At 49.2% G+C, this 12,808-nt stretch carries 12 protein-coding genes and 1 pseudogene; 9 read left to right on the top strand and 4 right to left on the bottom strand.

Annotated elements, in window-relative coordinates:
- Positions 1-68: 68 nt before the first annotated feature.
- Positions 69-1,652: a methyl-accepting chemotaxis protein gene (locus tag SHD_RS00730; protein WP_023265395.1), complete on the top strand. Its 1,584-nt coding sequence runs from the start codon at positions 69-71 to the stop codon at positions 1,650-1,652.
- 98 nt (positions 1,653-1,750) lie between these two features.
- Here the strand turns inward: SHD_RS00730 and SHD_RS00725 are convergent, their stop codons facing one another.
- Positions 1,751-2,680, bottom strand: a complete 930-nt coding sequence (locus SHD_RS00725; protein ID WP_023265394.1) for a bile acid:sodium symporter family protein — start codon at positions 2,678-2,680, stop codon at positions 1,751-1,753.
- Between the two features lie 386 nt (positions 2,681-3,066).
- On the opposite strand from SHD_RS00725, the gene SHD_RS00720 reads away from it, so the two are divergent.
- The 3 genes from SHD_RS00720 to SHD_RS00710 all read left to right on the top strand — a co-directional run bounded on the left by SHD_RS00720 (position 3,067) and on the right by SHD_RS00710 (position 5,720).
- A complete protein-coding gene (locus SHD_RS00720) occupies positions 3,067-4,404 on the top strand; it encodes a coproporphyrinogen III oxidase family protein (protein WP_011624451.1) in 1,338 nt (445 codons plus the stop codon).
- 115 nt (positions 4,405-4,519) lie between these two features.
- Positions 4,520-4,753 (top strand): hypothetical protein, encoded by a 234-nt coding sequence (locus SHD_RS00715; protein WP_039976964.1) that lies wholly within the window; start codon positions 4,520-4,522, stop codon positions 4,751-4,753.
- A gap of 28 nt (positions 4,754-4,781) precedes the next feature.
- Positions 4,782-5,720 (top strand): DUF4424 domain-containing protein, encoded by a 939-nt coding sequence (locus tag SHD_RS00710; RefSeq protein ID WP_084294807.1) that lies wholly within the window; start codon positions 4,782-4,784, stop codon positions 5,718-5,720.
- A 59-nt stretch (positions 5,721-5,779) separates the two neighbouring features.
- Here the strand turns inward: SHD_RS00710 and SHD_RS00705 are convergent, their stop codons facing one another.
- Complete coding sequence (locus tag SHD_RS00705; RefSeq protein ID WP_023265391.1) at positions 5,780-7,771, bottom strand: ligand-gated channel protein; 1,992 nt, start codon at positions 7,769-7,771, stop codon at positions 5,780-5,782.
- A 121-nt stretch (positions 7,772-7,892) separates the two neighbouring features.
- Here SHD_RS00705 and SHD_RS00700 point away from each other — a divergent pair, with 121 nt between their 5' ends.
- Together SHD_RS00700 and SHD_RS00695 are read left to right on the top strand one after the other, a co-directional pair.
- Positions 7,893-8,855, top strand: a complete 963-nt coding sequence (locus SHD_RS00700; protein ID WP_023265390.1) for a LysR family transcriptional regulator — start codon at positions 7,893-7,895, stop codon at positions 8,853-8,855.
- Between the two features lie 80 nt (positions 8,856-8,935).
- The gene (locus SHD_RS00695) at positions 8,936-9,808 is read left to right on the top strand and encodes a patatin-like phospholipase family protein (RefSeq protein WP_023265389.1); all 873 of its coding nucleotides are present in this window, start codon (positions 8,936-8,938) and stop codon (positions 9,806-9,808) included.
- Here SHD_RS00695 and SHD_RS00690 read toward each other — a convergent pair.
- On the bottom strand, positions 9,801-10,736 hold the full coding sequence (locus tag SHD_RS00690) for a LysR family transcriptional regulator (RefSeq protein ID WP_023265388.1): 936 nt from the start codon (positions 10,734-10,736) through the stop codon (positions 9,801-9,803). The two genes, SHD_RS00695 and SHD_RS00690, sit on opposite strands and share 8 nt — an antisense overlap.
- Positions 10,737-11,591: a DMT family transporter gene (locus SHD_RS00685; RefSeq protein WP_023265387.1), complete on the bottom strand. Its 855-nt coding sequence runs from the start codon at positions 11,589-11,591 to the stop codon at positions 10,737-10,739.
- A gap of 196 nt (positions 11,592-11,787) precedes the next feature.
- Here SHD_RS00685 and trmL point away from each other — a divergent pair, with 196 nt between their 5' ends.
- The 3 genes and pseudogenes from trmL to SHD_RS22180 all read left to right on the top strand — a co-directional run.
- A complete protein-coding gene (trmL, locus tag SHD_RS00680) occupies positions 11,788-12,252 on the top strand; it encodes a tRNA (uridine(34)/cytosine(34)/5-carboxymethylaminomethyluridine(34)-2'-O)-methyltransferase TrmL (RefSeq protein WP_023265386.1) in 465 nt (154 codons plus the stop codon).
- Positions 12,253-12,359: 107 nt separating this feature from the next.
- Positions 12,360-12,449: pseudogene (locus SHD_RS21920) on the top strand (Mobile element protein); the annotation flags it as partial.
- A 98-nt stretch (positions 12,450-12,547) separates the two neighbouring features.
- Positions 12,548-12,808, top strand: a 261-nt coding sequence (locus SHD_RS22180; RefSeq protein ID WP_459538776.1) for a transposase, incomplete at its 3' end; no start/stop codon positions are given.

Raw genomic sequence — 12,808 nt, 5'->3', positions numbered from 1 at the left:
AGGAGCTAAACTAGCTACTTATGTAATTCAATTACACCCTTCTTGATTTTATACCCCAGTAGGCCACCATGTTTAACAATGCCAAAACCAGCACATTGACGGCGCTGCCCTCAGTGTTTGCGAGTATTTTATTGATCATTATCGGTATTTCCTCCTATAGGGGTTTTACCGAACTCAATGACACTAGTATAAAACTAGTAAACAATACCCAGCTCGCCGAAACCTTCACCAGTGTGCGTGAAGCTTTTTTCGAGTTGCGTTTAGCCACCTTAGTCCATAACAGTGACGCCATCAGTTTGCAGCAACGCAATGTGCAGCAACTTGTTGAGCAACTCGCAGGATTTAACACCGATTTTATGGGACAAGATGGCAGAACGATCCGCACGCTATTGCCGCAAATAGAGCAATATGTGCGTCTCTATCAGCAGGAGTTGGCCTACGCCAAACAAATGGGCACCGAGCCTGAACTCACACCAGAACGTGGCGCACTTGGGCCCAAAGTTAGCAATGAGATCAATCAATTAGTTAAATTGATCACCCAACGCAATCATGAACTTGGCAAACAGGCTGAAGACAAGGTGAATACTACCGAGGTATTACTGCTTGGTTTAATCCTAATCGCTATCGTCGCATCCCTGTTAAGTGCACTGTTAATGAGCAGACGTTTGGTCAATATCGTTAATCAAATCAAGCGCGTCGTAGAGCACCTTGCTGCTGGCGATCTCACCCAGAAGACTCAAATCAGTGGGCAAAACGAACTCTGCGCGCTTGGCGCCGATCTGGACCGAGTGATTGACCACTTGCGCCATATGATTTCCGATATTGCCCAGGCCTCAGAACATATGTCGGATCAAATTGGTCAGTTGAATGTGCAGTCCAATGCCAATAGCCATGCATTGCAAACCCACGCGCTAGAAACCGACCAAGTGGTTACGGCCATGACCGAAATGAGTGCAACTGCCCATAATGTTGCCAGTGATGCAGCCTCCGCCGCACGCTTTACCCAACAGGCAAATGAACAGGCTGATAAGTCGAAAAAGGCTGTCGAGCAAGCGGCAAAGACGGTTATCGCGCTGGTCGGCAAAGTTGATGTAGCAGCACACAACATAGCGGAAATGAATGAAAACACCCGCCATATCGCCACCATCTTAGATGTGATTGGAGATATCGCCGACCAAACCAACTTACTCGCACTTAATGCCGCCATCGAAGCCGCCCGCGCTGGTGAACTGGGCCGTGGTTTCGCCGTCGTCGCCGACGAAGTACGCGCCCTTGCCGCTCGCACCCAAGCGAGCACAGCTGAGATCAATCAGATGTTAGAGCGACTAAGCAATGGCGCCAATTCAGCCGTTAGCGCAATGGATGAGACCAAACAGAGTTGTCAAGACGCAGCGGACACCACCACGCTGGTGACTGAAAGCCTTGAAACCTTAACGACCTATGTATTTGATATTAATGGATTGAGCAATCAAATCGCCACCGCCGCCGAAGAACAAAGCGCCGTGAGTGAAGAGATTAATCGTAACTTGAATACCATTCGCGAAATGGTTGAAGAGTTAAATCAAAGCGGTAAAGCAACCCTCAATAGCGCGACCTCTTTGGCCGCCACGAAAGAACAGTTAACAGGTGTAGTCTCGCATTTTAGACTCTAATTCGAGTCAGCTAAGTCGTTACAATGGCCTAATATCGCAAGATGTTAGGCCAAACTTTTTTAGAGCAATGCATAAGCTTTAAATAAACATCTAATGGTTTATTCCAACACATCGCTCTGTTTCTTCTGCTCTAAGCTCGCCCAATATCCTGCCAGCAGGGCGCCTGAAAGGTTATGCCAAATCGAGAAAATTGCGCTGGGGACGGCGGAGAGCGGGCTAAAAAACTTGATGCATAATGCGGTCGCAAGGCCTGAGTTTTGCAGCCCCACCTCAATCGAAATGGTTTTACACACTGTATGGTTAAAGCCGAGCAAGCGGCAGCAGCTATAACCCAAGGCGAGTCCCAAACCATTATGTAGAAACACAGCGAGTAAAATCACAGGCCCCACCTGCGAAAATTGCCCTGCATTTAGGGCCACAATAATGCTGATGGCCAGTACAATCGCCACGATAGAAATGATGGGTAATGCGGGAGCAAGTTTAGCCACCTGCGGTTTAAAGAAGTGATTCAACACCACACCCACAGTCACAGGGATAAGCACGATTTTAACGAGACTGACTAGCATATCCATTAAAGGAATGGCGACCATCTCACCGATTAATAGCTCAATAATCAACGGCGTGAGCACCACCCCCGCTAAGGTCGATAGCGCAGTCATAGTGATAGATAAGGCGACATCGCCCTTGGCCAAATAGCAAATCACGTTCGATGCCGTGCCCCCCGCCACACTCCCCACCAACACCATGCCTATGGTCAATTCCCGATTGAGCCCTAATAGTAAACTAATGGCTAAGGCGCTTAAGGGCATCAGGGTAAATTGCAAGATTAAGCCAGTGATAACGGCACGTTTCTGTTTGAATGCATTGGCAAAATCCCGCACATCTAAGGTCAGTCCCATAGATAACATAATCACCACCAGCAACGGCACTATGCTGGTTTTCAATCCGCTAAACCATGCGGGCATCAAATACGCCGTACCCGCCCCGAGTAAGGCAAATAGCGGAAAAAAGCGGTTGATATTAACCAATGGGGATCCTCCAAGATTTCAGGCAGTTTGGGGAGATTAAGCAATGTCCGCAGGGATAATGACAGCCAGACACCCTCAGCACAAGCCAAAGCGCCCACAAGTAAGAAGCTCAACTTTTTATCATTTCAGTCTTTCGATTGAGCACTAAAGTTAATCGCTCAAATTCAATAACAAACAACCAAAAACCTCAGTAAATATGCATCTATGTTTACTAAAACATGATCTGCTTAACAAAAAGCCAGTGATTTCCTTGTTAGGAAACCGTAACTTATAACCAGTTCACGTTTTGCTTACTCCATACGAGGTAGTCTAATTGCGCTAGGTGGTCGTGAATTACCTAAAGCAATTTCGGTGTTTACGGTTAGCACTCTCAGATAGGAATCGTTATGTCTTCTGTTATTCAAACGCTCAATGGCGCGATCGCAACGCCTTATCAAGCGAATATTACCGTCCCTAACTGGATGCTCAGCTCGATGGAACGAGTCATGCAGTATTATGTCGATAAGAATCTTCGCCTCGATACGCTCTCCGCCGACATCATGCCCGCCCCGGTCGAAGGTAAAAAGTACATGCTTTATGCCCATGTGCCCTTCTGCCATACCTTGTGTTCTTACTGTACCTTCCACCGTTTTATGTTTAAGGAAGATAAGGCGCGCGCTTACTTTATCTCTCTGCGTAAAGAGATGGAGATGGTCAAAGCCTTAGGCTATGACTTTGAATCTATGTACATTGGCGGCGGCACCACCACAGTATTAGAAGACGAACTCGCCCGTACGATTGAGCATGCCAAGACCCTATTCCCAAGCATTAAAGAAGTGTCTTGCGAGTCGGATCCACAGCATTTAGACAGCCCAGGCTTTAAGCAACTCAAGGGCTTAGTGGATCGTATGTCCATCGGCGTCCAAAGCTTTAACGACGACATTTTAAAAATGACCGATCGCCTCGAAAAATTCGGCACAGGTCAGCAAACCTTCGACAAGATCATGGCGGCCAAAGAGCTGTTCCCCATTATCAACGTCGACCTGATTTTTGGCTTCCGCGGTCAAACCGATGAAGTGATCCAGCACGACTTAGACATGGCCTCGCGCCTCGACCCCAGACAGATCACCACCTATCCGCTGATGATCACGCACCAAACGCGTAAGAGTGTTAAAGGTAAACTGGCAGCGCCACAGGCGGATATGGCCAACCAATATCGCCAGATCTTAAACCGTTTAAATGGTCAATATAATCAGTTGTCTGCATGGGCCTTTGGTAAGGCGAATGACGAAGGCTTCGACGAATATGTTATCGATTACGATGAGTATTTAGGGGTGGGTTCAGGCTCATTTAGCTTCTTGAACGACACTTTATACGTCAACACTTTCTCGCTGCGTAAATACCAAGAGCGGATCGCCGCAGGCAAGATGGGCGTCGAGCAACAGAAAAACTACAGTAAAAAGGATGTGATGCAGTATCGCTTCCTGCTGGGGATGTTCTCTGGCCGTCTATCGCGCAAATACTTCCGCGAAACCTTTGGCGTTAACTTAGACACAGCCCTGTTTAAGGAAATGACCTCGATGAAACTGATTGGCGCCATCAAGAACGACCCAACCGATCCCGATAATCTGATCATCACAGATAACGGTAAGATGATGGGCCTGTTAATGATGAAAGAGTTCTACGCCGGCATGGATAACGTGCGCGCCCAATTGCGTAAGCCACTCAAGCCCTGCGATATGTAAATATCGGTTGAACCACAAAAGGCCCATGATGGGCCTTTTTGTTAGCGCCATTTCAGGCTACGCTTGCCACCACTCACGCATGAGTCTGTCGCCCAGTAATAAAGGAGTATTCGTTATGGGTTTTAATGAGCAAGAAAAACAAGCACTACTCGCCGTTAAAGGTGTTGGCCCGACTGTTATTAAACGCTTTGAAGAAATCGGTATTAGCTCACTCGCCCAGTTAGCCGAGCATGAGGTCGAAGATATCGCCAACCTCGTCGCTAGCATGCTACGCACCACTTGTTGGAAAAACAGCCCACAGGCTCGCAACGCCATCGCCGCAGCCATTGAGCTTGCCCGCCGCACCTAATCCTTTTTTGCTATCTTTTGAGATGTTTATGCCAATCCATGTTCGCGCCTTAATGGGCGGTTTACTCGCGCTGCTGAGCACGGCAGCCTTAGCCAATGACAGCAGTTTTGGCGATGCGAATGGTTCTATCACCCTTAAATATCAACCACATATCAGTATGGACAAGGAGTCGCTCTTTATCAGCGAGACCGAAGTCAGGGTCGATTATCTGTTTACCAACACCAGTTCACAGGATCTTACCGTCCCTATCGCCTTCCCTATGCCGCCGATGTTTTTTGGCTCCGCCGATCACAGCAGCATCGATAACTTCACCCTCAAAGTAAATGGCAAACCCCAACCAACGCAGCACAGGCTCGTTGCCCAACTTGCCGATAAGACGGATATTTCACTAGAGCTTAAAAAACTCGGCTGGGGCGTAGAGGAAGTCGCTTACTTTGCCGAGTATGGCGAAGTCCCCAAGGGCAAACCCGCGCTCCCCAAGGAATGGTTGGATGAGGACCAGCAAATCGCCTTTACCCTGAGTGACTACTTTGTGTGGCAACAAACCTTTCCCGCAGGTAAAGCCGTTGCCATCAGCCACAGTTACACCCCGAGCCTCTCAACGGGCGTGCCCGATACCGCCAGCAGTATTATCGATACTTACACTGAACTTGCCTGTTTAGATGAAAGCGCCAAGCAAGGCATTCGTAAGCGAAATCTTATCGTTAAACAAGACGGTGAAGATCAGGAGATTGGCGTCGAGTGGAGCCATCTTAGCTATATTTTGGTGACGGCCAATAACTGGCAAGGGTCGATTAAGGACTTCAAACTGACGCTGAAAAAATCCCAGCCCACAGATCTCATTAGCTTGTGTTTTGATGGCGAGCTTAAAAAAACCGATCCACTCACCTTTGAATTCCAACAAAAACAGTTCACGCCAAAACAAGATCTCAGCATCCTGTTTATTCGTAAACCGAATATTGAATAATCAAAAAAGAAGCCAGCTAGGTGCTAGCTTCTTTATAAGCCACTGTTTTTTTTAAAAAATTAAAAACTATAAGTCACACCTAACCAGTAACGACGGCCATCTTCGATGTAGCCATATTCTTCTTGGGTGATTTCCTTATCGAAAGCGTTATAAATACCCGCGCTGAACTTAATGCTGTCGTTAACGCGATAGTTGGCCCCTAAATCTAACAGCGTATAGGAAGGCGCAATCAAACTACTTGAAGAAGGCCCAGTGGTTGGTTGGCTCTCTTCGCCACGGTAGTTAACCCGCAGCCAAGTGCTTAACTTATCTACAGGCTCATAGTTAACCGACAATTGCACCAGATGTTTAGGCAATTGATTCAATGGACTCCCTTTGTAGGCGCCCGTTTTTTGCTCTGAATCTGTGTAAGTGTAGTTACCCGTTAGGGCTAAGTTGCTCAGGACTTTATAGTCGATACTCAGCTCAACCCCTTGGGTGACCGCCTCATCGATATTCACATAAGTGGTGGGATTAGCGCCAAACTGGTTTGGCCCATCGGTACATTGAGTCGCAGGGCAAGCGACACGGGTGATCTTGTCCTCAAACTCGTTATAGAACACGCCAGCACTGGTGGTAATGGAATCGGTGAGATCGGTGTAAATGCCTAACTCATAGTTCACTGAGGTTTCGGGTTGTAAATCCGGGTTACCGTACATATTGCCGCCTCGGCTCACCTGCCCCCAATCGGGCACAGTTTGCCTCAGGCTCGGCGCCCTAAAGCCCGTCGACACACCGCCTTTTAAGGTAGTGTGCTCAGTCAGCCCCCAGACGCCGTAAATCCGTGGGCTGAGGTGGTCGCCAAAGTTTTCATCATCGTCTAAACGCAGGCCTAAGGTTAAGGCAAAATTATCGACGATACGCCATTCATCCTCTGAGAACACCGACCATTGTCGGCGACTAATATCGGTTAAGTCACTGACCTGATTGCCAGTTTCATCGGTCAGATCTTGATAATTGAAAGCAGTACCAAAAGTGGCGGTATGGCTTTCACCTAAGGTAGCGATCAGGCTGGTTTGAGCATCGGTATTTTTGATTTTCATCTTGCGGGACTTGTTATCGTACACTTCGTGCTTGATATAAGTATCCGAGGTACCAAAGTCCCAACGTCCGGTGTGAGATAGCGAAATGGTGCTGTTTTCATACTCTGTTGTCGACGATGCAGGGCAGCCACCGCGGCCACAACTGGCGCCCGGTGCCAATGGCGCAACGGTTTTCCCTAAGGTGCTATCCAACTCTTGGTTGGCGATGCCGACTTCCAACATAATGTCGTGGTCTTGGTTAGGCGTGAGGGCAAATCTGGCTGTGAGATTATCCGCATCGCGACCTCGGTAACCACCGTAGATATTATCTTCTTCACGTTGAGTGTATTGGCCGTATAACTGCACGCCGAGCAGATCTTTAATCAAGCCACCGTTCACAAAAAAGTTGCCCTGATACACATTGCCTGAGTCCGACTTCTCCTGCAGCGTGGTGTCGAGGCGTAATTCCCCCTGCCACTCATTGGGGACTTTTCGAGTGATAATGTTGATCACCCCACCAATGGCATCGGAGCCATAAAGGGATGACATGGGGCCGCGGACAATTTCAATCCTATCGATTGCGGCGAGCGGCGGCGTCCAAGCGCCTTCAACACCCGGACCATCGCTGTTGGTGCGGGTCTCGCGGGAAGACTGACGCTTACCATCAACTAAAATCAGCGTGTATTGGCTGCCCATGCCCCGCAGACTAATGTCCCGACGGTCGGCACCGCCAGTCACCACCACGCCGGGCACTTCTAACATGGCGTCGGTTAAGTCACGGTAAAAACGTGTATCGAGATCCTCACGGGTGATAACACTAATCGACGCAGGTGCGTCACGCACTTGCTGTTCAAAGCCCGATGCAGTGACGACAATCCTTTCCATCATCTTGTCTTGATCGGGTGCGGCATCCGCCAAAGCCTGAGTGGCTGGTAGCAATAATGCGGCAGAAACTAGCTGTGCGAGGATCTTTTTACGACGTAACAACATAACCAACAAATCTCCCTTGAACGTCCGTAAATGATAATAATTTTCAATACGGCAATGTATCCCTATGTTACAATCGGCTCAAGTTAGACTTTGAGTAATCACTTGTAAGAGTTGCTTAAGAATGAATAGAAATATGGTCAAGGGCATGATCGTGTTTGCCGCCATCGCGGAAAAAGGCTCTATGAGCGCTGCGGCAACACAGCTTAATCTGAGTTCATCGGCGGTGAGCCAACAAGTCGCAAAACTTGAAATGGAAATGGGAATTAGTCTATTTCACCGTAATACCCGCCACCTGACACTCACAGAGGCAGGCACATTATTTTATGAAAACTGCATTAAAATCATAAAAATAGTAGAAAGCGCCGAACATCAGCTGCATGCATTAAAGGGCACGCCTTCGGGGGAGCTTAAAATCGCCGCGCCAGTGGGCTTTGGCGGTGGTTTACTCAGCCAGCCATTAGCGCATTTATTGGCGGCTCACCCGCAGATCAGCCTCAATCTGCAATTGCAGGACGGCCCAATCGATATAGTCAACGAAGGAATCGATCTGGCGATTTGCATCGGCCCCCTTTCGGATTCGAATCTTATCGCTCGTCCGTTGGCGGATTGGCGCATGCTGCTGTGTGCCGCCCCGAGCTGTATTCCCCAGCATCAGAGCCTACAACATCCTGACGACTTACAAGGGCTCAATCGCATCAGCCACAGTTATGCTAAGCCCGAGTTCTTAACCCATTTACAGACTCAAGAGCGAATCGAGCTTCCAGCCCAGCGTATCAGCGTGAACAATATGCAGACGCTGATCCAACTCACCCTCGATGGATTGGGCTTTGCCGTGTTGCCAGAGCCCGAAGTGCATCAATATCTTGCATCTGGCCAATTGGTAACCCTTTTACCCGAGTGGTCGCTACGCACCTACAGCGTTTACAGCGTGACCTCGGCGCGGGACAAACAGCCCGCCAAGGTGAAAGAAGCCATAGCGGCACTCAGCCAATATTTTAGCCAGATGGATTTTAGCCCGACCCCAGCGTCACTGGTTCAGCCCAACGCCTGCGAGCTCACGCCAAGATTTGCCATCCCCGCCTAAGCACTCGTAGGCACGCGTTTCATTTATCAGGTGAGTTAGAGTATGCTGTTTTATCCATTTGATTAAGTAGTAGTAATGTAATGCAAGATGTGGCCTTAGTGTTAGAGGGCGGCGGCCTGAGGGCAATTTATACCGCCGGGGTGTTAGATGCCTTTTTGCAGCAACAATTGCACTTCCCCTATGTGATTGGTGTATCGGCGGGGGCGATTTATCCCGCTTCTTATGTCTCACGCCAATTTGGCCGCAATTTAAAAATTCAGCAGCAATATCTGCGGGATAAGCGCTACATGGGGCTACGCCACTGGTTAGCCACGGGGAATTACGTCAATACCGATTTTACCTATAAGCGTATGGCCTATGAGTTACTGCCTTTTGATTTTAAAACCTTTTTAACGAGCGGTACTGAGTTTAAGGTCGGGGCATTTAATTGCCAGACAGGACGGACAGATTTCTTTGGCATGGCGGATTTTCAGGAGCACGACAAATTGCTCGACGTGCTTATCGCCTCCTCGAGCCTGCCTTTTATGGCCAATCCCTACCCGATAAACCACCAAACCTACCTCGACGGCGGCATCGCCGCCCCCATTCCGGTCACGCAGGCGCAGCAAGAGGGCTACTCGCGCCAGGTGGTGATCCTGACTCAAGATGCAAGCTATCGAAAATCGCCGATGAAGTTCAATTGGTTAGCTCGCAAGCGTTATCAACCATATCCAGCAGTGGCCGCTGCGCTAAAAGTACGTCACCAACGTTATAACCACTCCCTCGAGGAACTCGCCAAGAGTGTTACCAGCGGCCAGTCCTTTGTGATCCGCCCTGCTGCGCCACTTAATCTTTCGCGACTTGACCGCAATATCGATAAAGTGACCGCCGTATATCAGCAAGGCCTAGCCGATGGACAGGCGATTTTGCCCAAGTTACAGGCTTGGCTAAACACTGGAGCAGAAGTTAGTTAGAAAGCGAGGCGCTGACTTTGTTAATAATTAGTTCCCGCAACCATTTATGGCTGAGATCGTGCTCGAAGTGCTTATGCCACATCAGCAGATACGCACCGGGGATCAGCTTAATCGGTGAGGGTAAATACATAAGGTCAAACGACTTCATCACAGCTAAGGCATAACGGGAAGGGGCACAGAGGATCAAATCGCTATGCTCGCACAGGGCCAGCGCACTCTGAAAATCCGTCATATTCACCGCAATATCCCGTTTACGCCCTTGGATTTGCAGCACATCGTCTAACAACCAATGTTCCAAGCCGCCAAAGGCCACCTGCAACTGGCGATAGCTTAAAAAGGTGTCGAGATTCCACTCCTGCGCTAATGCAGGATGGTCACGGCGCATCAGGCAAACCGTATAATCCTGCACTAATTCAACATAGTGGAGATCGTCCGGGATATGGTTTACATGCATGGGCGAACGTTCATCCCATTCGCGGCAACCTATGGCGAGATCGATATCGCAGCGCATCAATCTTTCCATGGTATCCAGCCGCCAGGTTTGGCAATTAATGCTCACACCGGGCGCCTGCGCTAAAAGCGAAGGCATAAAGTGTGGAAAGGTCAGCGAATAAGTCGTCTCGACCAGATGCATTCGAAACTGACGTTGGCTTAGGGCGGGCTCAAAACTATCTGGTCGAGTAAATTGCGCTAATTGCTGTAAGCATTGGCGTAAGTCGGGCGCCAGCGACAGTGCCTTGGGCGTCGGCTTGAGACCGTAGGCGGTGCGTTCGAATAAGGGGTCGTCAAACACTTCGCGCAGGCGAGTTAGTTGCTTACTCACCGCCGACTGACTTAAATGCAGCCGCGCCGCCGCGGCCGTGACACTCTGCTCCTCGAGGAGAATTTCCAGTACGGGCAGTAAGTTTAAGTCTAAGTGTTTTAGCATCTAACCCCTCGCTTTTAAGGGATTCCACCTCAAGTTTTGCGGCAACTTCATCAGCAGTAGCGACAGTAAAATCACTAAAATCCCTGCCCACTGGCGCATATCTAAGGCTTCACCCACAATCAATACGCCTAATGATACGGCAACCACGGGATTGACTAAAGCCACCATCCCCATGATTTCTGGTCCTAAATTTCGCATTGACCAGAGCCAAGCCCAATAAGCCACCGCGGTATTGGCGGTGACTAGCCAGATTAATGAGGGAGCTACATCCATACTCGGGATCTGTGGCGGCCCCGCCATAAACCACGCCAGCGGGATCAACATCAATCCCCCCAAGAGTAATTGCCAAGCGGTGAGCACTAAAAAGTCGCCCACATCCCAGCGCTGCATCCAGCGGGAAGAAAAGGCAATCAACGTTGTCGCGCTCAGCATACACAGGACACCAATCGGGTCGAGATCCGCCGAGGGATTAAGCAATAAAATCACACCACCGAGACCCATTAAGCCGAGCAGTAGCCACTTCATCCCCGGGCGTTTTTTATCAATCAGCCAAGCGAGGATCAAAAAGATTAATGGCAATGTCGCACCCAGCGTACCCGCGACGGCGCCGGGTAGCCGATAGGCGCCAATAAACAGCAGCGCAAAGAAGGCGCCAATATTACAAAACGCCAGTAAGCTTAATTTAGACCATGCCAGCGTCGGCAAACGTGGCCGCAGCATCAGCAGCAATATACCCGCAGGCAGCGCACGCCAAACCGCCACCCAGTAGGGCGACATATCCTGTAAGTAAAGACTCACCAGTGCGTAGGTGGTCCCCCAAAACACCGGGGCGAGTAACGCAATCACAAACGGCATAATGACTTCTTAAAAAGTATCTTGATATTGAGATATGTTACTTTGAGAGAATAAAACAGGCAAGTGCTGAGATAAGGTTAATAGGGAGAAAAGAAAATGGACTAGCGTTTATGCCGCTGTAGATATGCGCACGCAGAGCTGTGCTTAAGGCTTGTTTGCCGTATAATCGGGCGTCATTTTTTATAGGCGGACAAGCATGTTCCATATCGCACTCTATGAGCCAGAAATCGCACCCAACACGGGTAATATCATTCGCCTTTGCGCAAACAACGGCAGCCAGCTGCATCTAATTGAGCCACTAGGGTTTGATTTTGAAGAGAAAAAGCTACGCCGTGCGGGCTTAGACTATGCCGATTTAACCAATGTGACTCGCCATAAAAACTTCGACGCCTTCCTCGATGCCATGGCAGGCAAACGCATTATGGCCTGTACCACCAAAGGTAGCCGCCCACATACTGAGCTGAGTTTTGCTAAGGATGACGTGCTGTTATTTGGCCCAGAGACCCGCGGTTTACCTATGTCGATTATCGAGTCAATCCCAACCGAGCAGCGATTACGCATTCCGATGGCGGCCACCAGTCGCAGCCTCAACCTCTCCAATGCCGTGGCGATTATCAGCTACGAAGCCTGGCGTCAGCTCGGGTTTGAAGGCGCAATTTAATATTTTAAAGTTGGACACCCTATTTTAAAGTTGGACACCCCAACGTTAATAGCGCGTTAGTTAACCTCCGACTATGCTTTGGTTAAGCTTTGAAAAAGGAGGTTTGTATGCCGCGCTCTCGCAGAAGCAAGATAAGTCTTGAAGACACACCCTATTATCATTGCTGTAGCCGCGTGGTGCGGCGTGCATTTTTATGTAGCAAAAACTGGATAGCAAAAACTGGACACCCAGCCTTAATAGCGCGGTAGTTAACCTCCGACTATGCTTTGGTTAAGCATTAAACATGGAGGTTTGTATGCCGCGCCCTCGCAGAACTCAGATAAGTCTTGAAGACACGCCCTATTATCATTGCTGTAGCCGCGTGGTGCGGCGGGCATTTTTATGTGGTGATGATAGTTACTCGGGTAAAAACTATGACCATCGCCGTGATTGGGTAGAGTCATTATTGTTTGAACTTGAAGCGGTTTTTGCCATTGATATCGCAGCCTTTGCCGTGATGTCTAATCATCTGCATGTGGTGCTGCGAGTCGATATCGAGACGGCAAATCGTTGGACT

Source organism: Shewanella decolorationis S12 (assembly GCF_000485795.1).
Taxonomy (GTDB): domain Bacteria; phylum Pseudomonadota; class Gammaproteobacteria; order Enterobacterales; family Shewanellaceae; genus Shewanella; species Shewanella decolorationis.
This window is presented reverse-complemented; position numbering and strand designations above follow the sequence as displayed.

Bases quoted from the DNA above. Each gene is read 5' to 3' on its own strand.
- SHD_RS00685 (WP_023265387.1), bottom strand. From the start codon at position 11,591: ATGCCGTTTGTGATTGCGTTACTCGCCCCGGTGTTTTGGGGGACCACC.
- SHD_RS00705 (WP_023265391.1), bottom strand. From the start codon at position 7,771: ATGTTGTTACGTCGTAAAAAGATCCTCGCACAGCTAGTTTCTGCCGCA.
- SHD_RS00715 (WP_039976964.1), top strand. From the start codon at position 4,520: ATGGGTTTTAATGAGCAAGAAAAACAAGCACTACTCGCCGTTAAAGGT.
- SHD_RS00720 (WP_011624451.1), top strand. From the start codon at position 3,067: ATGTCTTCTGTTATTCAAACGCTCAATGGCGCGATCGCAACGCCTTAT.
- SHD_RS00710 (WP_084294807.1), top strand. From the start codon at position 4,782: ATGCCAATCCATGTTCGCGCCTTAATGGGCGGTTTACTCGCGCTGCTG.
- SHD_RS00690 (WP_023265388.1), bottom strand. From the start codon at position 10,736: ATGCTAAAACACTTAGACTTAAACTTACTGCCCGTACTGGAAATTCTC.
- SHD_RS00695 (WP_023265389.1), top strand. From the start codon at position 8,936: ATGCAAGATGTGGCCTTAGTGTTAGAGGGCGGCGGCCTGAGGGCAATT.
- SHD_RS00700 (WP_023265390.1), top strand. From the start codon at position 7,893: ATGAATAGAAATATGGTCAAGGGCATGATCGTGTTTGCCGCCATCGCG.
- trmL (WP_023265386.1), top strand. From the start codon at position 11,788: ATGTTCCATATCGCACTCTATGAGCCAGAAATCGCACCCAACACGGGT.
- SHD_RS00730 (WP_023265395.1), top strand. From the start codon at position 69: ATGTTTAACAATGCCAAAACCAGCACATTGACGGCGCTGCCCTCAGTG.